The sequence below is a fragment of the Flavobacterium akiainvivens genome, from assembly GCF_001278115.1.
In the GTDB taxonomy this organism is placed as follows: Bacteria; Bacteroidota; Bacteroidia; order Flavobacteriales; family Flavobacteriaceae; genus Flavobacterium; species Flavobacterium akiainvivens.
Map to the genome: position 1 here is coordinate 3,219,260 of NZ_LIYD01000005.1, position 25,874 is coordinate 3,245,133.

Consider the following 25,874-nt stretch of genomic DNA (forward strand, 5'->3'; position numbering starts at 1 on the left):
GCGTGTTTGAAAAATCGCAAAAAGTAATAAACGACCCGTTTGCCCGCACAAACCGTATTGTAGACGGCACCACTATAACCGGCGATATTGTATCGCAGGCAGATTTTAGGTTAGACGGCAAGCTGGTGGGCAACTTTACATCGGCCGGAAAAATAGTAATAGGCCCCACAGGCAGTGTTACCGGAGATATTAAATGCCTTAATGCCGATATAGAGGGCAGCTACAGTGGCCGCATAGAGGTAGAAGAGCTGCTGACTGTTAAGGCCAAGGCAAGCATTACCGGCGAGGTAATAACAGGCAAGCTGGCTGTAGAGCCGGGTGCCGAGTTTACCGCTGCCTGCACCATGAAAAATAACGTTAAGCCCATTGCACCCGTAAATGAACAGCAACAAGCCGCAGGATAACGATAAAAGAAAGCCCAACAAGTGGCTGGCGCTTATTAATATCCCGTTCCAGATGGGTATAATAATCGTGGGGTTTTCGTGGCTGGGCGGCTGGCTCGACGAAAAATACCCTAACGAAAACAGGCTGTACTTCATTATTTTTACCATGCTGGGTGTGGGCATAGCGCTTTACAATGTAATACGGCAGGTAAACCAACTCAATAAATAATATAATGCACAAAGACTTTTTGGCCGGTGCCCTTAAGGCAGGCCTTGTGGCGGGGCTTTTTTTAATTGTTAATTTACTGTTATACCATTTCACGGCGCTTGGAGCGCATTATGCCGGTTTTGTATATTCGCTTCCGGTACTTTATGTGCTGTATTATGGCTTTAGCCTTATCATACTTTTTTCGCTACAGATGGTTCAAAAAAACAGCGCCTCACAAATAGGGTATGTTTTTCTTGGTTTAACCACCCTAAAAGCGGTCGGCGCTTATTTTGTTGCCAGGCCCATTATATCGAAAACGATTGATGCATCTGCCGAGAAAATCAACTTTTTTCTCGTTTTCGTGCTTTTTTTGTTAATTGAGGTCTATTTTACGGCTAAGCTCTTAAACAAAAAACAGTAAAACGTTAATGCCCCTGATTATTTTTGAAAAAAGTCCATATACACTCTTGATATATTAATTTAAACTGTACCTTTGCGCAAAATTTTAGGACTGTAAAATTAAGATATCTAACAAGATGGTGTTTTTCGGACAATCACTTAAGAACTCAATTGCAGCCATGCTGCTGGTTCTTCCCCTTATTTCTAATGCAAACCCCAACCACGATGCTGTGCACCAGCATGATAATGGCCATGCACCTGCATTAGAAACGCACGGTGAGCTGCACGACACTGCCGAAGCAGCAAGCCCGAAAGCAAAAATTAACGAGCACATAAGCCACCACTTACAGGATGCGCACGAGTTTGTATTCTTTTCAGATGAAGAGTCAGGCGAGCACTATGGTTTCTCTTTGCCGGTAATCCTTGTAGATAACGGCCTTAAAGTGTTTTCTGCTTCTGAATTTAACCACGGCGAAACCGTTGCTAATGTAGACGGTAACTACTACAAGCTGTTTCACGGTAAAATTTATAAGACTGATGCTGCCGGTACACTTACCCTTGATGAGCATCACCACCCAACAAACGAAAAACCGCTTGACATTTCGATTACTAAAAACGTAGTATCGTTATTGCTTACATCGCTAATAATATTCTTATTGTTTACAAGCCTGGCTAAAGGTTATAAAAAGAAAGGCGCTAACAGCCTGCCTACCGGTTTTAACCGTGTGCTTGAGCCGCTTGTACTATATGTAAGGGACGAAATTGCAAGGCCAAACATTGGCGAGGCAAAATACAAAAAGTTTATGCCTTACCTGCTTACGGTATTTTTCCTTATCTGGATACTGAACCTTTTGGGCCTTACGCCGCTGGGTATTAACGTAACCGGTAACATTGCCGTTACAGTATGTCTTGCATTGTTTACATTCTTCATTACCCAATTTAGTGCCAATAAAGAATACTGGGGCCACATTTTCTGGATGCCGGGCGTGCCTGTGCCAATGAAAATTGTACTTGCTCCAATAGAGGTGCTGGGTATGTTTACAAAACCGTTCTCACTGCTAATCCGTCTTTTTGCAAACATCACGGCGGGCCACACAGTAGTAATGGGCCTTATAGCACTTATATATGTAGCTAAGCAGCAATTAACAACAGGTGGTGCCATTGGTACATCGCTTGCGCTAACGCTGTTCATCTCAATAATAGAATTACTGGTAGCATTCCTGCAGGCGTTTATCTTTACCATGCTTTCGTCACTATTTATAGGTATGGCGGTTCAGGAGCATGAGCACCATCATGACCATGACCACGCGCACGGCCATGACGACCACAGTGTAGAAGACCCTGAAATCCCGGTAATCTAATTTTTAAACAAGAACAATTAATTTAATTATTTATATATCATGACAATTCCAAATTTAGTAGGTGCTGGTCTTATCGTTATCGGTGCTGGTGTTGGTTTAGGTAAAATTGGTGGATCTGCAATGGACGCTATTGCCCGTCAGCCAGAAGCAGCCGGTAAAATCCAAACTGCGATGATCATCATCGGTGCACTTCTTGAAGGTCTTGCATTCGGTGCCCTAATCCTGGGTGCTTAATTTACAAAAGCAATACCTGCAACGGTTGGTTGCAGGTGTTGTTTTACTATTGTTTTAAAAAATTAAACTAATTTAAGATACACCTAACATAATGGATAAGTTAATAAATGATTTTTCGTATGGTTTGTTCTTCTGGCAGGCTATTATCCTTGTAATACTTATTTTACTACTGGCTAAATTTGCATGGAAGCCTATTCTTGCCTCTCTTGATGCAAGGGAGCAGGGTATTGCCGATGCTATTGCCGCTGCCGAAAACGCACGCAAAGAAATGGCTGCACTACAGGCAGATAACCAGCGTATCCTGGCTGAGGCACGTGCCGAAAGGGATGCCATGATGAAAGAAGCCCGCGAAATTAAAGAAAAACTGATTGCTGATGCTACTGCTACTGCACAGGCTGAAGGCGATAAGATTATAGCCCAGGCTAAAGCTACTATTATTAGCGAAAAGAACGCTGCCATGGCTGAGCTTAAAGGCCAGGTTAGTGCGCTATCGGTAGAAATTGCCGAGAAGCTTCTAAAATCAGAACTTTCTAACAAGGAGGCGCAAAACAACCTTGTTGAGAAAATGCTTGACGATGTTAAACTAAACTAATACAACCGGTATGAGCAAAGCAGCAAAACGATATGCTAAGGCAATACTGGAAACGGCACAGGGCGCAGGCACTGCCGCACAGGTTGCCGAAGACATGGCCCTTATAACCGAAACCGTTAACGGACACAAAGAGCTACAAAACTTTATTAGCAGCCCCGAAGTGAAGGCCGATAAAAAAGAGGTAGCCCTTAAAGAAATTTTTGCAAGCACACAGCCCCTTACACAGGGCCTTTTCCACCTGCTGCACGAAAACCAGCGTTTTGATATACTGCCTGCCATTGCGGCTCAGTACAAAGCGCAGTATGATGTGGCAAACGGCATAGAGGTGGCAACGGTTACAACCGCTGTGCCTATAGATGCAGAGCTTGAAGCTAAGGTGCTTGCCAAGGTAAAAGAGTTTTCGGACAAAAAAATTACCCTTAAAAACATTGTAGACCCGGCCATCATTGGCGGATTTATACTAAGGGTGGGCGATAAGCAGTACAACGCCTCTGTGGCAAACAGGCTGCTGGCGCTTAAACGTGAATTGAGCAATTAAGATTATCCCCTAAACGGGAGCAACATAAAACAAGATAATTAAATCTAATTATACACATGGCAGAAATTAAAGCTGCTGAAATTTCAGCAATATTAAAGAAACAATTGTCCGGTTTTGAATCGGGTGCTACTCTTGAAGAGGTAGGAACCGTTCTTCAGGTAGGTGACGGTATTGCCCGTGCTTACGGACTTAGCAACGCGCAGTATGGCGAGCTTGTAGAGTTTGAAAACGGGTTAGAAGGTATTGTACTAAACCTTGAAGAAGACAATGTGGGTATAGTATTGCTTGGCTCTTCTGTAGGTATTAAAGAAGGTTCTACCGTAAAAAGGCAAAACCGCATTGCATCGCTTAAAGTGGGCGAAGGCATTGTAGGCCGTGTGGTAGATACACTTGGTAACCCTATAGACGGTAAAGGCCCTATTGAAGGTACCCTTTATGAAATGCCACTTGAGCGTAAGGCTCCGGGTGTTATTTTCCGTCAGCCGGTAACTGAGCCGCTACAAACAGGTATTAAGGCGGTAGATGCCATGATACCGGTAGGCCGTGGCCAGCGTGAGCTTGTTATTGGCGACCGTCAAACCGGTAAAACTACCGTGTGTATTGACACCATCCTTAACCAGAAAGAATTTTATGATGCCGGCAAACCGGTATACTGTATATATGTAGCGGTAGGCCAAAAGGCTTCTACTGTTGCAGGTATAGCCAAGACCCTTGAAGAAAAAGGCGCTCTTGCTTATACTACAATTGTTGCCGCTAACGCGTCAGACCCTGCTCCTATGCAGGTATATGCCCCAATGGCAGGTGCTGCAATTGGCGAGTACTTCCGTGATACGGGCCGTCCTGCGCTTATCATTTATGATGACCTTTCTAAGCAGGCTGTTGCTTACCGTGAAGTATCGCTACTTCTTCGCCGTCCACCGGGACGTGAGGCTTACCCTGGTGACGTATTCTACCTTCACTCAAGGCTTCTTGAGCGTGCTGCTAAGGTTATTGCCGATGACAGCATTGCTAAAGACATGAACGACCTTCCGGAGTCGCTTAAGCCAATTGTTAAAGGTGGTGGTTCACTTACTGCACTTCCTATTATTGAAACCCAGGCGGGAGACGTTTCTGCGTATATCCCAACTAACGTAATTTCAATTACTGACGGACAGATATTCTTGGAGTCTGACCTGTTTAACTCTGGTGTGCGCCCTGCAATTAACGTAGGTATCTCGGTATCGCGTGTAGGTGGTAACGCCCAGATCAAATCAATGAAAAAAGTAGCCGGTACACTTAAGCTTGACCAGGCTCAGTACCGCGAGCTTGAAGCTTTCGCTAAGTTTGGTTCAGACCTTGATGCTGCTACCCTTAACGTAATCGAGAAAGGTAAGCGTAACGTAGAAATACTTAAGCAATCAGTTAACGACCCTTATACTGTAGAAGACCAGGTGGCTATTATTTATGCCGGTTCTAAAAACCTGCTTAAAAACGTGCCGGTTAACAAGGTAAAAGAGTTTGAAAAAGACTTTATTGCTTACCTTAACGCTACACACAGGAGCACCCTTGATGCGCTTAAGGCCGGTAAATTTACAGATGAGATTACCGACGTGCTTGAAAAAGCCGCTGCTGAAATTTCAGCTAAGTACTAATGATTTAATTTAGCAATTGATCAATGTAGCAATAGTGTTACATTGGTCAATTGATACATTTTCAAATTATAAAATGGCAAACTTAAAGGAAATACGTAACAGGATCGCTTCCGTTTCATCGACCATGCAAATTACAAGCGCGATGAAAATGGTTTCGGCTGCCAAGCTTAAAAAGGCCCAGGACGCTATTACAGCAATGAGGCCTTACAGCAACAAGCTAACCGAGCTATTGCAAAACCTTAGCGCTACGCTTGAGGGTGATACAGGAGGTGCATTTGCCGAGCAGCGCCCGGTAAACAAGGTCCTTATTGTAGCCATAACCTCTAACAGGGGCTTGTGCGGTGCATTTAATGCCAACGTTATAAAGCAAATCAAAAACCTTGAGGCCGCTTATGCAGGCAAGCAGGTAGATGTTTTGGCCATTGGTAAAAAAGGCGATGATGCCCTTAAGCGCACCTGCAACATTATAGCAAACGAAAGTGCGCTGTATGACAGGCTTACGTTTGAAAACGTGGCAGAAGTAGCACAAAACCTTATGGATAAATTTGTGGCCGGCGAATATGACAAGATAGAGCTGGTGTACAACCACTTTAAAAATGCCGCTACGCAACAGGTGCTTACAGAGCAGTTCCTTCCGCTTGTGCCTAAAGATAATACTGCCGATAGCAACGCTGCGGTAGACTATATCTTTGAGCCGTCAAAAGAAGAAATTATCCTTAGCCTTATACCGCTGTCGCTTAAAACACAGCTTTACAAGGCCATACGCGATTCTTTTGCCAGCGAGCACGGCGCCCGTATGACGGCTATGCACAAAGCTACCGACAACGCCACCGCCATGCGCAACCAGCTGAAGCTAACATACAACAAGGCCCGCCAGGCTGCCATTACCGGCGAAATCCTTGAAATTGTAGGTGGAGCCGAAGCCCTAAACGGTTAATAACAAACAAACATAGTGAGAGAGCCTTCCGGAAACGGAGGGCTTTTTTTGTTTAATATTGTATTATTGAACATCCTCATTATGACAAGCGAAATAAATTCAAGAAACTTCTTCTCTGTTTGGAAAAAAATCGTTGGAAGCAGAAAAGATATGCTCAGTAACGATTGGAGAAAACATGCAGTTTTTACATCTCATGTAAAAGGAAATGATGATTCTATCATAAAAGAAATTGCAGGTAGCTTCGGGCTCTTATACTATAATGAGTACTATTCTCTTGATGTTGTTCTTTACAAGGAAGAAGATTTGGTTCCGGATATTACTGAGGGCTGGTGTTGGCTGAGAAATATCAGGATTGCATTTGAACATGAAAACAATTTTAACAGAGCGTTGTATCAGGAAGTATCACACCTGCTTATAACTAATTGTGAACTGCGTGTGTTGGTAACATATCCAAATGGAGGAATAGATGAGATGCTTAAATATTTGCGTGAAATAATTAAAGGTTCAAGGCAGAGCCATGATATTTCTAAATCAGAAAATTTCCTGTTGATATTTGGATATGAAGAGGGCTTTGCATGGGAAGGATATATCTACAATACAGAAAACTGGATTAAAATTGATGAATCTAAAATCTAAGAATCCTAAAACGGTAGCGTTATTGCCACTTATTTTCCCTCCCTCAAATTATATCCTTATTTTTGTTTTCTTTAAATAAGCGAAACAAGACTTGAGCCTGTATAAAAAACTATTTCAGCAAACCGCCATATACGGCATAGCCACTGTTGTGCCGCGCATGTTCAGCTTTTTGCTCACGCCGCTGTATACCACTCCCGGCGTTATGGACAGGGCTAAGTATGGCGAGGTGTCTATTATTTTTGCGTGGCTGGTGTTTTTTAACGTGGTGCTGGCCTATGGCATGGAAACCGCTTTTTTCCGCTTTTATAATTCTGACGATAAAAAACAGGTAATGAGCACCGGCACCATGTCGCTGGTGGGGTCGTCGCTTATATTTCTTGCCGTGGCACTGCTGGGCAGGCAATACCTGGCCGCAGCCCTGGGCATAGAAACCCAGTATGTAACCTATACCATTTGGGTGCTGGTGCTCGATGCACTGGCCATAGTGCCCTTTAGCCGCCTGCGTGCCGAAGGCCGCCCCATATTTTTTGCTGCTGTTAAAATAGGCAATGTGGTGCTTACCCTGCTGCTCAACCTTTTCTTTTTGCTGTGGCTGCCACAAATGGCGCTTGACAGCCCTGACGGTTTTATGGCAACGCTATATATACCGCATTTTCAGGTGGGCTACGTGTTTGTGGCTAATGTTATGGCCAGCCTTGCTACCCTGATTGTGCTGCTGCCGCATTACTTTAAAATATCATGGCACTTTAATACCGAACTCTGGAAACGCATGATGCGCTATGCCCTGCCCGTAATGGTGGCAGGTGTTGCCTTTGCCATAAACGAAACGTTTGACCGCCCGCTGCTTAAATTTATGAAAGTACCCGAGGCCGAAATAGGCGTTTATTCGGCGTGCTACAGGCTTGCCATATTCATGACGCTCTTTACCACGGCGTTCCGCCTGGGTATAGAGCCGTTTTTCTTTAGCCACGCCAAGAGCGAAAACGCCACAAAAACCTATGCCGCCATAACGCAGTATTTCGTTATTATGGGCTCGGTTATCCTTTTAGGGGTAATTGTCTTCGCCGACCTCTTAAAATGGGTCCTGTTGCGCGATAAAGCCTTTTGGGAGGCTATGGATGTGGTGCCGGTTATTATCCTGGCCAACTTCTTCCTGGGTATTTACACCAACCTGTCGGTGTGGTACAAGCTGAGCGACAAAACCAAAATGGGGGCCTATATATCGCTTGTGGGCGCGGGGGTAACCCTGGCATTCAACTTTGCACTTATACCCCTGTGGGGCTATGTAGGTTCGGCCATTGCCACGGTGGCGGCTTATGGCACCATGATGGTGGTGTCTTACAAGCTGGGTGCAAAATACTACCCCATACCCTATAACATCCGCAAAATGATATTTTATCCCGCCCTTGCCATGGTGCTGGGGGGCATATCGTTTTATGTGCCGTTTTTACGCCATACCTATGCCTTTGGCATACTGGCCTTTGCAGGCTACATCTGGATTATCTTCAGGCTCGAAAAAGAAACACTCTTAAAATTCATAAAGAAATAATATGTCAGTTACCATTAAAGTTATCAATACATCATCGCACGCATTGCCAAACTATGAAACCCTAAGCAGCGCCGGTATGGACCTCCGCGCCGAACTGCCGGAGCCCATCACCCTTAAACCGCTGGGCAGGGCCATAGTTAAAACCGGGCTTTTTATAGAGCTGCCCATAGGCTATGAGGCCCAGGTGCGCCCACGCAGCGGCCTTGCGGCAAAAAAAGGCATAACTGTACTGAACAGCCCCGGAACGATTGATGCCGATTACAGGGGTGAGATTGGCGTAATTTTAGTAAATTTATCCGATGAGCCTTTTACCGTAGAAAACGGCGAGCGCATTGCACAGCTTATTATAGCAAAGCACGAGCGTGCCGAATGGGTAACGGCAGAGGTGCTTACTGAGACCGACCGCGGCGCAGGCGGCTTTGGCAGTACGGGTACAAAGTAACCAACAACCTACTATAAATGAAAAATTTCCTCCAAAACACTGTGTGCGCCCTGGCGCTTTTAGTAACGTGTACTGCCATAGCGCAGGATGCCAAAGAAGACGAAAAGGCACACAAAAAGAAGATTGAAAAAATAGCGGGCGAAGCGTGCATTTGTACATATGAAATAAGTACAAATGCGGTTAAAGACAGTATTGTTGCCAAAATAAATTCGTGTATAACGGCAAGTATAGTGTCTTCACAAATGGGCGCTATTGATGAGATGGCAAAAGTGGCGCTGGAAGCCAAAGGCGATACCGTAGTGGGCGAGAATACCAGCATAAAAATTTATATTGACCAGGATTTTGACGAAATTCAGGCTTACATGTCCACTAACTGCGAACAGGTAAGGAGCCTGTTAAACAGTAACGATGTTAAGGGCAAATACTCAATGTCTAAAGACAAAAAGGCGCTGGAGTATTATTATGAAGGCAATGATTATATGACCGCCGAAAAATATGACCTTGCCATTGTAAGCTTTAACAAGGCTGTAAAGCGGGATAAAAAGTTTGCCTTTGCGTGGGATAACCTGGGCATTTGCTACCGCAGGCGCGGCAACTACCAGGAGGCGGTAAAATGTTATGAAAAATCGCTCGAAATAGACCCCGACGGCAGCATGCCATTGCAAAACCTGCCGGTGGCCTATGAGTATTTAAAACAGTATGACAAGGCAATAGAATGCTTTGAAAAAATTATACAGCGCGATGCTAAAAACCCCGAAGGCTATTTTGGTGCCGGAAGGATGTGGTATGCATCGGGCGATTTTGAGAAGGCAACAGATAATATGTTTAAGGCATACAGGCTGTATCAGGAAGTACAGTCGCCTTATTTAAACGATGCCCTGCAAAACCTGAGGTTTTACTATCAGGAAATGGAAAAAGCAGGCAAACTGGATGTGTTTAAGAAAGTTGCCGAAAATAACGGCATAAATATGGATTAGGCATGAAAAAGGTATTACTACTGCCTGCCCTGCTGTGTGCAACAGGCCTTTTTGCCCAGGAAGAGCGCGTTAAGGGCATTGCCACGCTGGCCTGCCAGTGCGCCGAAGAAATAGACGGCACACAGCCCAAAGACAAGGTTATTGAAGCCATAAACAGCTGCATAACCAGCCGCACGCTTATGTATGACCTGCAACAGGTGCAAAGCGAGGCCGATAAAGACAAGAAAGACGGTAAGGATAAAAAGGAATACAACCTTAGCTTTAGTACCGGGCCCGATAAGGCTGTACAGGCCTACCTCAATAAAAACTGCGCTGCGGTGCAGGGATTAATGGCGGGCGATGTTATAAAACCGGAGGCCATGTCGACAGACAAGAAGGCGATGGCTTTTTATGACGAAGCACGGCAGTACAGCGACCAGAAAATGTATGATATGGCTGTGGTGGCCTACACAAAGGCAGTAAAGCGCGACCCTAAATTTATAACCGCATGGAACTACCTGGGGCTTAACTACCGCAGGATGGAAAATTATAAAGAGGCCATTAAGTGCTATGAAAAATCGCTGGAGTTAGACCCCACAGGCACGTTCCCCATGCAAAATATGGGTGTGGCCTACCAGTTAATGGGCGATTATGCAGGGGCTTCTGCGGCTTATGAAAAACTGGTTGCGGCCCAGCCTGAAAATCCGGAAGGGTATTATGGCGCCGGGCTTAACTATTACCAGGCCAAAAATTATGAAAAAGGGGTAGACTATATGATTAAGGCCTACCTGCTGTATACAGATGCAGAGTCGCCTTATGCAGATGACGCAAAATCACAGCTGGTGAGCTATTATAAAGACCTTGAGGCACAGGGCAAGCTGGATATTTTTGAAACAGCTGCCACAAACAACGGAATAAAAACTGAATAGACTTTAATATACAATGAAGATTATTGTACCTATGGCAGGCAGGGGTTCGCGCCTGCGCCCACACACGCTAACGGTTCCTAAACCGCTTATACCCATTGCGGGCAAACCCATTGTGCACCGCCTTGTAGAAGACATAGCCGGTGTGCTTAACAAAGAAATAGACGAGATTGCCTTTATAGTAGCCCGTGATTTTGGCCCGGTTGTAGAGCAGGACCTTGTAGCCATTGCCGAAAGGCTGGGCGCAAAGGGCAGCATTTACTACCAGGATAAGCCCCTGGGCACTGCCCACGCCATTATGAGCGCCAAGGAAAGCATGAGCGGCCCGGTGGTGGTGGCCTATGCCGATACACTATTCCGTGCTGATTTTACGTTAGATACATCGGCAGACAGCGTTATCTGGGTAAAACAGGTAGAAGACCCAAGCGCCTTTGGTGTGGTTAAGCTTAACGCCCACAACGAGATTACTGATTTTGTTGAAAAGCCAAAAGATTTTGTAAGCGACCTTGCCATCATTGGCATCTACTATTTTAAAAGTGGGGAAACGCTGCGCGAAGAGCTGCAATACCTGCTGGATAACGATATTACAAAGGGTGGCGAATACCAGCTTACCGATGCCCTGGAGAACATGAAGCAAAAGGGCATGAAATTTGTTCCCGGAAAAGTAGATGAGTGGATGGACTGCGGCAACAAGAACGTAACCGTAGAAACCAACAGCCGCATGCTGGGCTTTATCCACGCCGATGGTAATGAAAACCTGGTGCACGAAAATGTGGTTTTAGAAAACGCCACCATTATTCCGCCGTGCTTTATAGGCAACGGGGTAACGCTGCGCAATGCCACAGTAGGGCCTTATGTATCGCTTGGGGCCAATACTTTTGTAGAAAACAGCATTATAAAAAACAGCCTGGTGCAAACCAGCGCGGTTATTAAAAACGCCATATTAGATAATGGCATGATAGGCAACCACGCTTCCTTTAACGGAAAGTTTAGCAGCATTAGCCTGGGAGACTACAGCGTAATAGAATAAGTAAGAATGAAGTTATCAACCCTTATTTGCATGGCCTTTGGCGCGGTATTACTCTCGCCCGGGGCAGCGCACGCCCAGCAGGTGGAGCCTGATTCGCTCACGCTGGCAAAAAATGAATTTGAAGAAAATTTTTATGAAGCGCTCAAGCAAAAGGGTATTGAAAACTATGATAAGGCCATTGTTGCCCTGCAGCGCTGCCTGGTAAAAGATGCCAAAAACCCAGTGGTATACGGCGAGCTGGGTAAAAACTACCTTGCGCTAAAAATGTATGCCGAGGCAGAGCAGGCTTACCTGAAGGCGCGCGACCTTGAGCCCACTAACCGCTGGTACTGGCAGGGGCTGTATGATGTGTATTATGAAACCAAAGACTACAACAAGAGCATACCGGTGGTGCAAAAGCTAACCGAATGGCGCAGGGAGTACTACCAGGAAGACCTGGTGTCTTTGTATATGTACACGCAGCAGCACGACAAGGCCCTGGCGCTTATTAACGAGATGGAGCAAACCGTGGGTATGAGCAATAAGCGCGAAATGTACAAGCTCGAAATTTTAAGCACCAGCAAAGACAGCAAGGGGCAAAAAGATGCACTTGAGGCAGCCATTAAAAAAGACCCTAAGAACGAAGACAATTACATAGACCTGATTTACCTGTACAGCCAGGCCGGCGAAGAGGCTAAGGCCGAAGACGTGGCCCGAAGGCTGGAGAAGAACATTCCGGAAAGTGATTATGCACAGGTAAGCCTGTTTAAATTTCACCTAAATAATAACGATGGGGCTAAGGCCAGCCAGAGTATGTTTAAGGTGCTGGGCAGCCGCAAGGTAGACGGCAAGATTAAGCACCGCGTGCTAAACGAGTTTCTTATTTTTGCCAATAACAACCCCGCGTTTATGCCAGACCTGGCTAAGGCCGTAACCTATTTTGAAGACGATAAGCAGGTTAATGTACCAAAGGAAATTGGCAAGTTTTTCTTCAACAAAAGGAAGTTTAACGAGGCGGCACAGTATTTTGAGGTGGGGCTTCAGCAAAAGGCCGACGATATAGAGGGTATTGAGCTGCTGCTGTATACCTTTGCAGAATCGGGCCAGTATGGCAGGATTGCCGAAAAGGCACCGGAATATATTGCCCTTTACCCCACGCAGGCACGCCTGTATTATTATGCCGGGTTGGGCGCCAATAAAACAAAGCAGTTTTCTTCGGCAAAATCATACCTGGAAATGGGGCTTGATTTTGTGGTGGAAGACCCTGATCTGGAAGCCTCTATAAACTACCAGCTGGGTGAGGCTTATGGCGGCATGGGCGATGCCAAAAAGAAACAGGAATATCAGGCGAAAGCCGAAAAGGCCTTAAAAAGTAAAAGCTAAATGAAGAAAGTATATGTGGCCATTGCGGCTATGGGTTTGCTGGTATCATGCAAAAGCAAGCAGGCTGTAATAGCCGAAAGCGCTGCAAGCGGAGACAAGGCCGCTACCGAAATTATTGATGGGCACTACAGCAAACAGGTTGATTTTAACACCCTTGTTATACGGGCCGATGCACGCTATAAAGACAGCCACGAAAACCAGGGCTTTACCGCAGAGGTGCGCATTAAAAAAGACGAAAAGATACTTGTAATGGTGCGCTACTTTGGCATGACCATGGCTAAGGGGCTTATTACCCCAACAGAGGTGGTATATTATGAGCAGCTGGGCAAAACCTATTTTAGCGGCGATTACCGCATGCTGAGCCGCTGGCTGGGCACCGACCTTGATTATACAAAGGTGCAAAACATGCTGCTGGGCGAGGCTATGGACAACCTTAAAAAGGGTACTTACAAAGCATCGGTGCATGATGGGCTGTACAGGCTGCAGGGCAAGGAAGGCAACACCGTTAAGGAGTTTTTGTTTGAAGGGGCTAACTTCCTTATTAAAAAACAGGCGTTTACACAGGGTGGGCAACAGCCGCGCAGTATTGAAATAAACTATCCGGCACACGGCAATTTTGACGGCCGCACGCTGCCTGCACAAATTAAAATTGAAGCCGAACAGCAGGACAGGGTAAGCCTTGACCTGGAGTATAAATCGGTTAAGTTTGATGAGAAAATAACTTTTCCGTTTGAGGTGCCCGACGGCTTTACACAGGTATTTATAGAAAAAGATTAAGACATAGCAAATAGCAAACAATAACGCTGACACAATGAAAAAACTACTCCTTACTATTCTTTTTATGCTAACGGGTGCCCTCCTGATGGCACAAACCGCAGAGCAGAAAAAGCTGGAGCAGCGCAAGGCCCAGATTTTAAAGGAAATCAAAGACCTTAACAGCCTTATCAATAAAGAAGACAAGAAAGAAAAATCGGCCCTGAGCCAGATATCTGAAAGCGAGGCCAAAATAAAGCTGAGCGAAAAACTGATAAGCACCACCAACAGGCAAACCCGCCTGCTTACCGATGAGATATACCTTAACCAGCTTAAAATAAACAAGCTGAAACGCGAGCTTGTGGTGCTTAAGGAAGACTACAGCAAAACGCTTGTAAAGGCTTATAAGAGCCGCAATGAGCAAAGCCGTATTATGTTTATCCTGTCGTCTAAAAACTTCCTGGAGGCTTACAGGCGCATACAGTACATGAAGCAGTATGCCAGTTTCCGCAAAATACAGGGCGATGAAATTCGCACCAAGATGGCCGAACTTGAGAAAACCATTGCTACCCTTGAGGGGCAAAAAAAGGAAAAAGTAAAGCTGGTTGCACAAAGCGAAAAAGATAAGGATGCTCTTGAAAAAGACAAGAAAGAGCAACAATCCCTTGTAAAAACCATACAAAAAGACAGGAAAAAGCTTAACGCCGAAGTGGTTAAAAAGCAAAAGGAAAGCCGCGAGGTACAGCAAAAAATAGATGCTGCCATTCGCGAGGCTATTGCTGCGGCCAACAAGAAAACGGCCAAAAGCACTACCGAGAGCAAAACCACCACAGCAGCGGCTTCTACGGCATCGCCTAACAAAATTGTGCTTACCAAAGAGGGCAAGCTAATATCAGATAATTTTAAGGCTAATAAAGGCAAGCTGTCTTATCCGGTGGCACACGGCTATATATCATTGCCGTATGGCGATACCCCGCACCCGTTTGTTAAGGGCTACACGCAGCACAACAGCGGGGTGGAAATTACCACAAACCCGGGCGAGGCCGTGCGCGCCGTTTTTGGCGGCGAGGTGAGCCAGATACAAATGACCCCTGATACCAAGAAGAAAATCGTGTACATTCGCCATGGAGATTACTTTACGGTGTATTACAATATGGAATCGGTAAATGTATCGCCGGGCCAGGAGGTAAGCGCCATGCAAAGCATAGGTACGGTGGCTACCAACCCGGTAACTAAGGAGAGTGTGTTAAAGTTCTGTATCCTGCAAAACACGTCTTATCTAAACCCAAGCAGCTGGATTGTTAAGTAAGGGTTTTATATATACAACGCAACGCCCGTAGCACTGCTGCGGGCGTTTTTGTTTTTAGGGATGGGGGATTGCATTCCACCGACCCTGAAGGGGTCGCGCGCATTAGCCGGGGGCAACGCCCTCGGGATAATTATAGCCAATGTGTTTAAATAATTCCGTAACCTGTGCCATTGGTTAACCATAGATTTTTTTGCGTACATTCGTAAGGCAACTAAACCGTTACCAAATGAAAAAGTTCCTGCTGTGGCTTGTGGGCATTATAGCCGTTATTGTAGCGCTGCTGTATATTTTTGATGTAGACTACCTTATAAAGGCGGTGCGTGTGGTGTACCTGCACGGCAAAACCACGGCCTACCTTGACGATTATACCCATTTTGAAAACCGTACCGTTAAAAACGGCCCTGCACAGCCCTGGCCGCAGGCTAAGGATTATAATACGGTAGACGGCACCCAAAGGCTGGAAAGCGTGCACAAAGAGCTGGGCACGGTGGCCTACCTGATTATAAAGAACGACAGCATTTGGCACGAAAGCTATTATGACGGCTATGGCCCCGATAGTAAATCGAACTCGTTTAGTATGGCCAAGAGCGTGGTTTCGGCAGCGTTGTTTAAGGCTATTGAGGAGGGTAAGATTAAAAGCCTTGACCAAAAGGTGAGTGATTTTTACCCCGAATACAAAACCGGCTTTGGCGCACGCCTTACCGTGGGCGACCTGAGCAGCATGGCTACCGGTATGGACTGGGGCGAGCAGTACAGCAGCGCCTTTAGCGTTACCACCCGTGCTTACTTTGGCGATAACCTGGCGCAAACCGTGCTGGATGTGCCTATTGTATATGAACCCGGACAGAAGTTTGAATATGTAAGCGGTGCTACAGAGCTGCTGGCCATGGTGCTTACCAAAGCTACCGGGCAAACCCTGAGTGATTATGTATCAGATAAATTCTGGAAGCCTATGGGGGCAGACCACGAGGCGCTCTGGCAACTTGATAAGGCTGACGGGCTTGAAAAGGCCTACTGCTGCCTGGGCAGTAACGCCCGCGATTTTGCACGTTTTGGCAAACTGTTTTTGCACAACGGCGAGTGGAACGGTACGAAGATACTGGATAGCCTTGATGTGCAAAAAATGGTTACACCGCGTTTTGCCACATCGCCGCAATATGGCTATGGCTGGTGGATAAACATTTACAACAATAAGAAAATGTACTACATGCGCGGCCACCTGGGTCAGTTTGTTATTGTAGTGCCCGAAGATAAGCTGATTATTGTGCGCCTGGGCCACACCAAGGGCCTGCAAACCACTACCGACCCGCACAGCAACGACTTTTATGTGTATGTAGACGAAGCTTATAAAATGCTGGGCCTAATGGCGCCAACCGAGGGTAGGGGTAATGGCTTACAGATGACGGCCCCCTAACCCCCAAAGGGGGAATTAAGAACCGATTACTAATTTAAACACTCCTATGCCCCTCTCCATTTGGAGAAGGGGGTAGGGGGAGAGGCTCATGATTGAAAAAATAAGGCTTGAGAACATATTGTTCCTTGATATAGAAACCGTGCCGGAGCAGGAGCATTTTGGCCTGCTGGATGATGAAACCCGCGACCTGTACAGCGCCAAGACCCTGTACCAGCGTAAGGACGAATTTACTGCTGAGGAATTTTATGACCGTGCCGGTATATGGGCAGAGTTTGGCAAAATTGTGTGCATATCGGTGGGATATTTTACGTTTAGGAATGACATCCGCCACTTTCGTGTAACTTCATTTTTTGGGGAGGAGAAAGACCTGCTCAGGGATTTCAGCAATTTGCTCAACAACCATTTTAGCCAGGCGCAGCACATTATGTGCGGGCACAATGCCAAGGAGTTCGACTTTCCGTTTATTGCCCGCCGTATGATCATCAACAACCTGCCCATACCCAACAAGCTAAACCTTTTTGGCAAAAAGCCGTGGGAAGTGCCGCACCTCGACACCATGGAGCTATGGAAATTTGGCGATTATAAAAGTTTTACGTCATTAAAACTTCTCACTAAAATACTGGGCATACCCTCGCCCAAAGGCGATATAGACGGCAGCCAGGTGGGCCATGTTTTTTATGTGGAAAAAGACATAGACCGCATTATTACCTACTGCGAAAAAGATGTGGTAGCCGTAGCACAGGTGCTGCTTCGCTTTAGGCGCGAGGAGTTACTGATTGAGGAGGAAGTGGTGCATGTGTAGAGAAAGCGGCTAAGCTTCTGAGCTACTTAGCCTCTAAGCTAAAAATCCCTGTCATCGTGTTCGCAATGCCATTCGGGCTGGCAATCGCTCACCACACAGCCGCCGGGTTTGTATGTTCTTTTTGCAGGGGTTTTATCAGGCTCATCTCCTTTCTTTTCAAGAGAGGCTATTAGTCCGTAACGTATGGGTATTACATCATCACTTTTATGGCATACGGGGCACACTTTGCCTGTCTTGCCAAAAGGGCATGTAGGGCTGTAGTTAATGGCCATTTCATTTTCGCCTTCCTTAAGTTTATTAAGGTCGTATGATGTATCAACAGGATAATGCCTTGGCGTAATCTTTAATTTTGGTTTTTTATGGGTTACATTCTTAAATACAAAATGCAGGTTGTTGTCTACCCGCGTGCTGTCTATACGGCTGTCCTGTTGTAATATAACCCATGCATTGGCAACTACAAAGTCGTGGTCGGCAGGGTCGTTAAGTACAAGAGTGCCGTTAATGTTGCTTTGCGCAAAACAGGCTATATTAAAAAGCAGGGCGAGGAGTAGTGTTTTCATAAGGCGGATTTTAAGATACTAACAAAGATACAATAGTTTTATTGTGTTGTACCATCCCCGATATCCCGGGGCGTTGCCCCGGGCTAATGTGCGCGACCCCTTCAGGGTCGGCACAAAAAAAGACGGGCATAAAACCCGTCTCTCTATATTGTCAGTTTAACTGCTCACTGCCATCTGCTACCTGCCTACTGAATAAGGCGCTTCATAGCCCATTTTTTGCCTTACGCGGGCAAGGGTGCTGTTGGCTATGGTTGCGGCTTTATCGGCGCCTACTTTAAGCAGGGTATCAACCTCATGCAGGTTTTCCATGTAGTAAGCATACCTGGTGCGTACATCGGCAAACTTTTCTACAACCAGCTCATATAGTGCCTGTTTGGCATGGCCATAACCGTAGTTGCCGGCGAGGTATTTGGCACGCATTTCTTCGGTTTGCCCGGGTGTGGCAAGCAGTTTGAATATGGCAAATACATTATCCGTTTCAGGATCTTTAGGGTCTTCTAAAGCCTTACTGTCGGTTTGTATGCCCATTATGGTTTTGCGCAGGGTTTTATCGTCTACAAACAGGTTTATGGTGTTGTTGCGGCTCTTGCTCATTTTTTCGCCGTCAAGGCCCGGAACAATCTTGGTTTCCTCGCTGGTAATAGCCTCCGGAAGCACAAACGTTTCGCCCATCTGGTGGTTAAAGCGCCCGGCCACATCGCGTGTAAACTCAAGGTGTTGCAGCTGGTCTTTCCCTACCGGCACAAACTCGGCATCATACAAAAGTATATCGGCCGCCATAAGCATGGGGTAGGTAAACAGGCCCGCGTTAACATCGCTCAGCGTGTCGGCCTTATCTTTAAACGAATGTGCCAGGGTAAGCCTCTGGTACGGAAAAAAGCAGCTCAGGTACCACGACAGCTCAGCCGTTTGGGGTACATCGCTCTGGCGGTAAAAAATAACCTTGTTAACATCAAGCCCGCACGCCAGCCAGGTGGCGGCCACGCTATAGGTGTTTTGGCGCAGGGTAGCCCCATCCTTAATCTGCGTGGCAGAGTGGAGGTCGGCTATAAACAAAAACGATTCGTTCTCTGGTTTTTGTGCCATTTCTATGGCGGGTAAAATTGCGCCCAATAGGTTTCCTAAGTGTGGGGTTCCGGTGCTTTGTATGCCGGTTAGTACTTTTGCCATTGTTACTTTTTCAAAATTTGCGTAAAGGTAATGGTTTTGCCCAAAAATTAGTGCCGAATTACTACATTTGGATTATATGAAAGCCCTTAAGTACATTTTGTGGGCGCTGTGGCGCATTTGGTTTTACATTTTAATGGGAGTGCCCATTATAGCGCTTTCGCCGCTGCTTATCCTTACCCTTAGCTGGGACAAAACCTATCCGCTATTCTTTAAGCTGGCCCGTTTTTGGGCTAAATTCATACTCTATGGCATGGGTTTTTACTATCGGGTAGTGCGCGAACAGGAGCTGCAAAAGGGCAAAAGCTATATGCTGGTAGCCAACCACACGAGTATGACCGACATTATGCTGATGCTGGCCATAACCAAAAACCCGTTTGTATTTGTGGGGAAGAAGGAACTGGCAAAGATTCCCATATTCGGGTTTTTTTACAGAAGAAGCTCTATACTGGTAGACCGCAGTAGCTCGCGCAGCCGCTTTGAGGTGTTTGAGCAGGCACAAAAACGCCTGAAGCTGGGGCTTAGCGTGTGCATTTTCCCTGAAGGGGGCGTACCTGAAGACGAGACTATTTTACTTGACGAATTTAAAGACGGCGCTTTCCGCCTGGCCATAGACCACCAGATACCCATTGTGCCCATTACGTTCCCCGATAATAAAAGGCGTTTCAGCTTTACTTTTTTTAGCGGGAGCCCTGGTATTATGCGCGCCAAAGTGCACCGTTTTATACCTACCGCCGGGCTTACCCAGGATGATAAAAAGGAACTTAAAGATAAGGTAAGGGAGGTGATTTTGGGGCAGCTTGAGGAGTATGGTGTCGAATAAAAAATGATAATTTTATTAGACATAGACGGCGTAATGGTACCTGCACAAGCATGGAGGCAGCCTGAGTTTTTAAACGATGGTTTCCCTGTGTTTGCGCCGGGAGCTGTTGAGGCACTTCAAAAAATTATAGATACTACTAATGCCGGTATTATGCTGATAACCTCTCACAGGTTTAGTTATAGTATTGACGAGTGGCATGCCATATTTAAACTCAGGGGCATTAATGCATTATCAATAGAGATATTGCCTCAATTAAAAGATGCGAAAACCCGGAAAGAAGAAATACTGCATTGGCTTAACAACACAGTACAGGTTCCTGATTTTATACTTATAGACGACGATAAATCCCTTAATGGGCTTCCTGAAAACCAAAAGGCAAGGCTGCTGCTTACAAGTGGCTCTCTTGGGTTAACCGCGGATTTAGCAGAACAGTTCCTGGCAAAACAATAGCACCCAAAAAATAAAAACGCCCCTTACAGGAGCGCTTTTACCTTAACTTAAGGCTTAACCAACAAAGCCTAAAAACTAAAACTGATGCCGGTGTACAGGCCTATAAAATAAGGCCTGAAGTTACCCGAATCGCGGGTATATGTGTTTACCTGGTATTTAAAGGTGGGCTCAAAGCTGGCTTCAAACTGCTTGAAGAACCTGTATTTAAACCCTATGCCCAGGTTGGTACTGAATGATACATTGTTGAGGTTTTGCGCCTCGCCCACATTAGTGCTCAGGCCCTGGTCGCTCACTACGCTTACTATGTTGTCGTTTAAGAACAGGGTGCTGAAACCTCCTATTACATTAATGCCAAATTTTTTGTTGAGCAGGGCATACTCCATTTCTACCGGAACCTCTATATAGCCGGTGCTTTGTACCATACTGCCGTTAAAGGTTTCTTTGGGCAGGGCATCTGAATTTGCCAGTGAATTGGTAGGTATTATAGGCCTGTTGCCGGTGTTTTCTACCACAATATTGGCAGCGCTGGTGCGGGCCACGTTGTTAGTGCCCTGGTTTAGCGATGCATAAAACTGTATATCCTGTGTGGCATAGCTCAGGTTAACGGTGTTAACGCCCGAACGTATGCGCAGTTTATTACTAACGGCATAGTTAACCCCCACGCCATAGCTCATTTGGTTATCAAAGCTTTTGCTGCTGTTTGCAAACTGCCCGTCTATTGGCGAACCGTTAGACAGCGAGCTGTACAACAGCGGCCCCATTTGCGGCTTTACATTCCACTTATTGGTGTCGCCCGGTTTGGTGTTATCTGCCAGTCCTTCTTTTTCTTCCTGAAGCTTGCGCTGAAGTTTTTCCAGTTCGTTTTCGGGCTCCTGAAGGCTGTCATTGGTATTTTCGGTTGAAGGTTGCAGGTCGGCAAGCGGCTGCTCAGGGGTGGTTAGCAATTGCGGGTTAGTTGCAGGCTGTGTGGCCTGGTTCTCTTTTTGATTTTGCACTACACCCTGTTGCTGTGCTTCTTGAAGTACAGGCTGACGGTTTGCATTGTTACCTTCACGCCCGTTAGATTGTGCCACCTGTTGGGTTGTATCAGGCTTTTGGCTGTCCTGAGCATTTGTTTTTTGGCTTTTGTTTAGGGCAGCCAGCTCAGGTTGTGGTGTAAAGGCGTTGTTATTGTCGTTTTTACCGTTTTGTTTTCCTGATTCACGATTACGGTTACCGGCATACTCCTGTTGCGTGTTGTGGGTTGCGGCTTTTTGGTTGTTATGTTTTTTATTGCCCTGTTTAGCATTTTTACCGGTGCCTTTTACGCTATTGGCATATTCTTCACGCCCTTGGGCGGTTTGTAATTTGCTATTTGATTTTTGGAATTTAGAGCCGTTATTATTTGGAATTTGAGATTTAGAATTCTCGCTGTTTACCACTTTGTTTGGCGCTGTGGCCACGGCATTTTGACCGGCTGCCGGCCCCTGGCTTTTTACGCTGCGGTTGGGCTGTAGCTGCCCGTCACGCGGAAGCGCTGCATCTGGGTTTGTGTTGCCGGTATTGGGATGGCCGTCATATACCACACCTGTACCGGGATCGTTATCACCTTGTATGCCGGTAAAGAACGGATACAGGAACAGCATGCCCACTACCAGTGCGGCGGCAATGCCCCCCACGCGCCACCACAGTGGTATAACGCGGCGTTTTTTCTTTTCCTGCAGGATTTCTTCAAGGTTATCCCACACAAACTCCGGCGGGGTAGCCTCAAAGTCTTTAAACTTTTCCTGGAAAAGACGGTCTATATTTTTCTTTTCGCTCATTTTGCGTTTATGCTTTTGCCCTGCTGGCGGGCTTCTATTTTCTCTTTTAATATCATGCGGGCGCGTGCCAGGTTGCTTTTGCTGGTACCGTCTGTAATGCCCATCATATCGGCAATTTCCTTGTGCGAATAGCCGTCTATTACATAAAGGCTAAACACCATGCGGTACCTGTCTGGCAGTTCCTGTATTATTTGCACCAGGAAATCCATGGGCACGTCTTCGGTTTCTATTTCCACCTCTGCCTCTTCGGGCATGTTTTCGCTCACAATTTCAAATATACCTTTTGTGCGGTATTTTTGCAGCACATGGTTTACCATAACGCGCTTGGCCCAGCCTTCAAACGAACCCTGAAACTTAAACTGGCCTATTTTGCTGAATAACAGCAAAAAACCGTCTTGCAGGTTGTCTTCGGCGTCTTCGCGGTTGCGCGAATATTTAAGGCATACTGCAAACAGCTTGGGCGCGAGGAGGCGGTAAAGCTGTTCCTGTGCCTTGATGCTGTTTTGCTGACAATCCTTTATGAGCTGATCTAACCCCAACGGTTTTCATTTAGGTATTATTACTGTGCTACAGGCACTTCTATCTGTATGTAAGACGATTCGCCGTTTGGCGCGCCGTTCATAGTGCCGTCAGGGTTACCATAAAACCTAAAGACATAGCTTTCCTGGCTGTAGTTTGGCGGACACTGAAACGGCATTATAATGCTTTCGGCTGCAGCTGTTTCCATCGACACGCAGTCAGAATCCTGAAGCACAATGGCCTGTACTGCAACGGTGCGCACATTGCCTGCTGCCTCATAGTCAAAACCGTTAATGTAGTAGCAGTCGTTAGGGCGCTTGTAGTATAATTTAAACTCAGATGTAAGCCCTGGCGTAACAAATTCGGGCGCTTCTACTGCCACAACAGGCACAAAATCAAGTTGAAACTCATGCACATCGTTATCTGCTGAGCATGAAACCAACGCAACAAAAGCGGCCGCCATAACTATTATTTTCTTCATAAAAACCGTGTATGGTAAAATCTTTCTCATTATTTCCTTGTGAATTAGATGCAAAACTATGGCAAAGGTTGCGTTTAAGGTACAAAAAAAGCCCGAAACATTCGGGCTTGTAGGTTTTTAGCTGTTATTTACACTTTTCAGATTCAATCAAAAAAAGTATAGGCAGGTTTAATTAATTGCTGCTTTCTTTAATTGCTTCTTTTATTTTTAATTCCAGCTCATCGGCCAGTTCAGGGTTGTCTTTAATAAGCTGTTTAACAGCATCGCGGCCCTGGCCCAGTTTGGTATCGCCATAGCTAAACCATGAACCTGATTTCTTGATGATTTCAAAGTCTACGGCAAGGTCAAGTATTTCGCCTGTTTTGCTCACGCCTTCGCCATACATAATGTCAAACTCGGCGGTTTTAAACGGTGGCGCTACTTTGTTTTTAACAATCTTAACCTTGGTACGGTTGCCTATTACATTGTCGCCATCTTTAATTTGAGACGATTTGCGTATATCAAGCCTTACTGATGCATAAAACTTAAGGGCGTTACCACCCGTTGTAGTCTCCGGGTTACCAAACATAACGCCAATTTTTTCGCGCAGCTGGTTGATAAAGAATACGGTACAATTTGTTTTGCTTATGGTAGCGGTAAGTTTACGCAGTGCCTGGCTCATAAGGCGTGCGTGGAGGCCCATTTTAGAGTCGCCCATTTCGCCTTCAATTTCGCTTTTTGGCGTAAGTGCCGCAACCGAGTCGATCACCACAATATCTATAGCGCCTGAGCGGATAAGGTTTTCGGCAATTTCAAGGGCCTGCTCGCCGTTATCGGGCTGCGATATGATAAGGTTTTCTATGTCTACACCCAGTTTTTCGGCATAATGGCGGTCAAAAGCGTGCTCAGCATCTATAAAGGCTGCAATGCCACCGGCTTTTTGGGCCTCGGCAATGGCGTGCAGGGTTAGCGTGGTTTTACCAGACGATTCAGGGCCGTATATTTCTATTATCCTGCCGCGCGGGTAGCCGTTTACGCCCAGTGCAAGGTCTACACCCAGCGAGCCCGATGGTATGGCTTCTACCTCTTCAACGGCCTGGTCGCCCATTTTCATTACGGTACCTTTGCCGTATGCTTTGTCCAGTTTATCCAGCGTGAGCTGCAGTGCCTTTAGTTTGGCTTCTTTTTCTCCACTCATGTGTATATGTAAATTTTGATGTAAATATACGACTTTTTTCTAATACAGCAACTTTGCGTGTATTTTTTTTAGCGTATGCGAAACAAAGGTACAATATATCCTTTTTCATGGTACACGTTGCGCGTATTATACCCGAATGTGTATTATATCCGAGGGCGTTGCCCCCGGCTAATGCGCGCGACCCCTTCAGGGTCGGGGGTACGTTTAGTTTTTTTTACACTAAGTCCACAAAGGTTTTCACCAAGGCCACAAAGTTTGAGGTTTCTCAACTCATACCCGAGGGCGTTGCCCCTGGCTAATGCGCGCGACCGCTTCAGGGTCGGGAGGTTTACACAAAGCTTAGTGGAGAATTATTTTTAAACACCAAGATTTCTATGTTATCAAACAAGTAAAGTCCAATGTTTTTTGAGAGCGGTATTCATTTTTTGACAGGTAGGCTTGTTTTCTGTTTACTACCGACATTATTCTGTGAACAAGTTTATTTCGAACGGCGTTTAATACACTCATTTTATTTTTTCCTTCTGATACTTTACGTTGATAGTATTCTTTGATTTCTTCATCGAACCTTATTGATGCCATTGCAGCCAAGTGCAGTAGTTTTTTAATATTCTTATTGGCCATTTTTGATACTCGTTCCTTTTTTACTATAGTACCGGATTGATTTTTAAAAGGCACCACTCCCGCGTAACAGGCAAGATGCCTGGCGCTCTGGAAGGATGTGAAGTTATTTGTTGCAATTATTAAATTCACAGCACATTGTGGCCCTATACCCGGTATGGTGGTTATGAGTGCCTTGGTCTGGCTTATTTCAGGATCATTTGCAATTAACTGTTCTATCTTTTCCTCTGTTTGTTTTATAGATTTAACCAAAGCATTTAATACCTGTTTAAAGGATTTGGAGAGTATTTGATATTCAAAAGCATCATGCGTCTTAGCTTCTTTCAGGCGGTTCTCTAAAGCTGTTTTTTGTCCCAGCATAGCTTCACGTACTTTGTTTAAGACACCAAGTTGTTTAATAACTTCTGTGGCCTCACGGTAAGGAATAAGCTTATCATTATATCGGATGGCATATTGGGCAATCCGCAACGCATCTTTACGATCGTCTTTCCCTCTCATATCCGTTGTGGCCCATTTGATTTTAAGGGCATGTTCAACCCATAAGGGCACATCCAATTCGGAACAAACAACTTCTAAAGGCCTGTTGTAAATCCCTGTGTTTTCACAACATACTAACACTTCTCCCCTGGTTATCCTGTAAGTATTTAATACTGCTTTTATAAAAGCTCTAATACTTTTCCTGTTGTTTAGAATTACCCTCTCCTGGAGTAATTCCAGCTGATTGTTTAAAATGGCAATGTCCAGTTTAGATTTGGAAACATCAATTCCAATTACGTACTTTTGTTTCATATTGAATATTTTATTCCACAAAGAGA

At 45.6% G+C, this 25,874-nt stretch carries 29 protein-coding genes; 22 read left to right on the forward strand and 7 right to left on the reverse strand.

Annotated features, from left to right (window positions below):
• Positions 1 to 2: 2 nt before the first annotated feature.
• The 20 genes from AM279_RS14500 (at position 3) to AM279_RS14595 (ending at position 17,462) form a co-directional block, all read left to right on the forward strand.
• On the forward strand, positions 3 to 404 hold the full coding sequence (locus tag AM279_RS14500; RefSeq protein WP_054408750.1) for a bactofilin family protein: 402 nt from the start codon (positions 3 to 5) through the stop codon (positions 402 to 404).
• Complete coding sequence (locus tag AM279_RS14505; protein ID WP_054408751.1) at positions 379 to 612, forward strand: AtpZ/AtpI family protein; 234 nt, start codon at positions 379 to 381, stop codon at positions 610 to 612. Before AM279_RS14500 ends, AM279_RS14505 begins: the two co-directional genes overlap by 26 nt.
• Positions 613 to 616: 4 nt before the next feature.
• On the forward strand, positions 617 to 1,012 hold the full coding sequence (locus AM279_RS14510; RefSeq protein WP_054408752.1) for a DUF6168 family protein: 396 nt from the start codon (positions 617 to 619) through the stop codon (positions 1,010 to 1,012).
• 115 nt (positions 1,013 to 1,127) lie between these two features.
• A complete protein-coding gene (atpB, locus tag AM279_RS14515) occupies positions 1,128 to 2,351 on the forward strand; it encodes a F0F1 ATP synthase subunit A (protein ID WP_054408753.1) in 1,224 nt (407 codons plus the stop codon).
• Positions 2,352 to 2,390: 39 nt separating this feature from the next.
• Positions 2,391 to 2,585 carry an ATP synthase F0 subunit C gene (locus AM279_RS14520; protein WP_054408754.1) on the forward strand — a complete coding sequence of 65 codons (195 nt, stop codon included), beginning with the start codon at positions 2,391 to 2,393 and terminating at the stop codon, positions 2,583 to 2,585.
• A gap of 91 nt (positions 2,586 to 2,676) precedes the next feature.
• A complete protein-coding gene (locus tag AM279_RS14525; protein ID WP_054408755.1) occupies positions 2,677 to 3,177 on the forward strand; it encodes a F0F1 ATP synthase subunit B in 501 nt (166 codons plus the stop codon).
• A gap of 10 nt (positions 3,178 to 3,187) precedes the next feature.
• Complete coding sequence (gene atpH, locus AM279_RS14530; RefSeq protein WP_054408756.1) at positions 3,188 to 3,715, forward strand: ATP synthase F1 subunit delta; 528 nt, start codon at positions 3,188 to 3,190, stop codon at positions 3,713 to 3,715.
• A 56-nt stretch (positions 3,716 to 3,771) separates the two neighbouring features.
• Positions 3,772 to 5,346: a F0F1 ATP synthase subunit alpha gene (atpA, locus tag AM279_RS14535; RefSeq protein WP_054408757.1), complete on the forward strand. Its 1,575-nt coding sequence runs from the start codon at positions 3,772 to 3,774 to the stop codon at positions 5,344 to 5,346.
• Positions 5,347 to 5,419: 73 nt separating this feature from the next.
• Positions 5,420 to 6,283: an ATP synthase F1 subunit gamma gene (gene atpG / locus AM279_RS14540; RefSeq protein WP_054408758.1), complete on the forward strand. Its 864-nt coding sequence runs from the start codon at positions 5,420 to 5,422 to the stop codon at positions 6,281 to 6,283.
• Between the two features lie 81 nt (positions 6,284 to 6,364).
• Entirely contained in the window at positions 6,365 to 6,919 is a 555-nt protein-coding gene (locus AM279_RS14545; RefSeq protein WP_054408759.1) for a hypothetical protein, read from the forward strand.
• 91 nt (positions 6,920 to 7,010) lie between these two features.
• Entirely contained in the window at positions 7,011 to 8,468 is a 1,458-nt protein-coding gene (locus AM279_RS14550) for a lipopolysaccharide biosynthesis protein (protein ID WP_054408760.1), read from the forward strand.
• Between the two features lies 1 nt (position 8,469).
• On the forward strand, positions 8,470 to 8,910 hold the full coding sequence (gene dut / locus AM279_RS14555; RefSeq protein ID WP_054408761.1) for a dUTP diphosphatase: 441 nt from the start codon (positions 8,470 to 8,472) through the stop codon (positions 8,908 to 8,910).
• A 17-nt stretch (positions 8,911 to 8,927) separates the two neighbouring features.
• Positions 8,928 to 9,887: a tetratricopeptide repeat protein gene (locus AM279_RS14560; RefSeq protein ID WP_054408762.1), complete on the forward strand. Its 960-nt coding sequence runs from the start codon at positions 8,928 to 8,930 to the stop codon at positions 9,885 to 9,887.
• 2 nt (positions 9,888 to 9,889) lie between these two features.
• Positions 9,890 to 10,795 carry a tetratricopeptide repeat protein gene (locus AM279_RS14565; protein WP_054408763.1) on the forward strand — a complete coding sequence of 302 codons (906 nt, stop codon included), beginning with the start codon at positions 9,890 to 9,892 and terminating at the stop codon, positions 10,793 to 10,795.
• A gap of 13 nt (positions 10,796 to 10,808) precedes the next feature.
• Positions 10,809 to 11,822, forward strand: coding sequence for a sugar phosphate nucleotidyltransferase (locus AM279_RS14570; RefSeq protein ID WP_054408764.1), 1,014 nt, complete (start codon positions 10,809 to 10,811; stop codon positions 11,820 to 11,822).
• A 6-nt stretch (positions 11,823 to 11,828) separates the two neighbouring features.
• Positions 11,829 to 13,184: a tetratricopeptide repeat protein gene (locus AM279_RS14575; protein WP_054408765.1), complete on the forward strand. Its 1,356-nt coding sequence runs from the start codon at positions 11,829 to 11,831 to the stop codon at positions 13,182 to 13,184.
• A complete protein-coding gene (locus AM279_RS14580) occupies positions 13,185 to 13,961 on the forward strand; it encodes a DUF4292 domain-containing protein (protein WP_054408766.1) in 777 nt (258 codons plus the stop codon). It begins immediately after the preceding gene.
• Between the two features lie 34 nt (positions 13,962 to 13,995).
• On the forward strand, positions 13,996 to 15,246 hold the full coding sequence (locus AM279_RS14585) for a murein hydrolase activator EnvC family protein (protein WP_054408767.1): 1,251 nt from the start codon (positions 13,996 to 13,998) through the stop codon (positions 15,244 to 15,246).
• Between the two features lie 226 nt (positions 15,247 to 15,472).
• Positions 15,473 to 16,660 (forward strand): serine hydrolase domain-containing protein, encoded by a 1,188-nt coding sequence (locus tag AM279_RS14590; protein ID WP_054408768.1) that lies wholly within the window; start codon positions 15,473 to 15,475, stop codon positions 16,658 to 16,660.
• Between the two features lie 88 nt (positions 16,661 to 16,748).
• Positions 16,749 to 17,462, forward strand: a complete 714-nt coding sequence (locus tag AM279_RS14595; RefSeq protein WP_054408769.1) for a 3'-5' exonuclease — start codon at positions 16,749 to 16,751, stop codon at positions 17,460 to 17,462.
• 38 nt (positions 17,463 to 17,500) lie between these two features.
• Here the strand turns inward: AM279_RS14595 and AM279_RS14600 are convergent, their stop codons facing one another.
• Together AM279_RS14600 and trpS are read right to left on the reverse strand one after the other, a co-directional pair.
• Positions 17,501 to 18,022: a hypothetical protein gene (locus AM279_RS14600; protein ID WP_054408770.1), complete on the reverse strand. Its 522-nt coding sequence runs from the start codon at positions 18,020 to 18,022 to the stop codon at positions 17,501 to 17,503.
• Between the two features lie 177 nt (positions 18,023 to 18,199).
• Positions 18,200 to 19,192, reverse strand: coding sequence for a tryptophan--tRNA ligase (trpS, locus tag AM279_RS14605; protein ID WP_054408771.1), 993 nt, complete (start codon positions 19,190 to 19,192; stop codon positions 18,200 to 18,202).
• A 76-nt stretch (positions 19,193 to 19,268) separates the two neighbouring features.
• On the opposite strand from trpS, the gene AM279_RS14610 reads away from it, so the two are divergent.
• Both AM279_RS14610 and AM279_RS14615 read left to right on the forward strand, forming a co-directional pair.
• Positions 19,269 to 20,012 carry a lysophospholipid acyltransferase family protein gene (locus tag AM279_RS14610; RefSeq protein WP_054408772.1) on the forward strand — a complete coding sequence of 248 codons (744 nt, stop codon included), beginning with the start codon at positions 19,269 to 19,271 and terminating at the stop codon, positions 20,010 to 20,012.
• A gap of 3 nt (positions 20,013 to 20,015) precedes the next feature.
• On the forward strand, positions 20,016 to 20,462 hold the full coding sequence (locus AM279_RS14615) for an HAD domain-containing protein (RefSeq protein ID WP_054408773.1): 447 nt from the start codon (positions 20,016 to 20,018) through the stop codon (positions 20,460 to 20,462).
• A gap of 68 nt (positions 20,463 to 20,530) precedes the next feature.
• Here the strand turns inward: AM279_RS14615 and AM279_RS14620 are convergent, their stop codons facing one another.
• From AM279_RS14620 to AM279_RS14640, 5 genes are all read right to left on the reverse strand, one after another.
• Positions 20,531 to 22,264 carry a relaxase family protein gene (locus AM279_RS14620; RefSeq protein WP_054408774.1) on the reverse strand — a complete coding sequence of 578 codons (1,734 nt, stop codon included), beginning with the start codon at positions 22,262 to 22,264 and terminating at the stop codon, positions 20,531 to 20,533.
• Positions 22,261 to 22,803: an RNA polymerase sigma factor gene (locus tag AM279_RS14625; RefSeq protein WP_054408775.1), complete on the reverse strand. Its 543-nt coding sequence runs from the start codon at positions 22,801 to 22,803 to the stop codon at positions 22,261 to 22,263. Before AM279_RS14625 ends, AM279_RS14620 begins: the two co-directional genes overlap by 4 nt.
• Positions 22,804 to 22,823: 20 nt before the next feature.
• Positions 22,824 to 23,264: a hypothetical protein gene (locus tag AM279_RS14630; RefSeq protein WP_054408776.1), complete on the reverse strand. Its 441-nt coding sequence runs from the start codon at positions 23,262 to 23,264 to the stop codon at positions 22,824 to 22,826.
• A gap of 172 nt (positions 23,265 to 23,436) precedes the next feature.
• The gene (recA, locus tag AM279_RS14635; protein WP_054408777.1) at positions 23,437 to 24,441 is read right to left on the reverse strand and encodes a recombinase RecA; all 1,005 of its coding nucleotides are present in this window, start codon (positions 24,439 to 24,441) and stop codon (positions 23,437 to 23,439) included.
• 372 nt (positions 24,442 to 24,813) lie between these two features.
• Positions 24,814 to 25,848, reverse strand: coding sequence for an IS110 family RNA-guided transposase (locus AM279_RS14640; protein ID WP_054408778.1), 1,035 nt, complete (start codon positions 25,846 to 25,848; stop codon positions 24,814 to 24,816).
• Positions 25,849 to 25,874 lie beyond the last annotated feature (26 nt).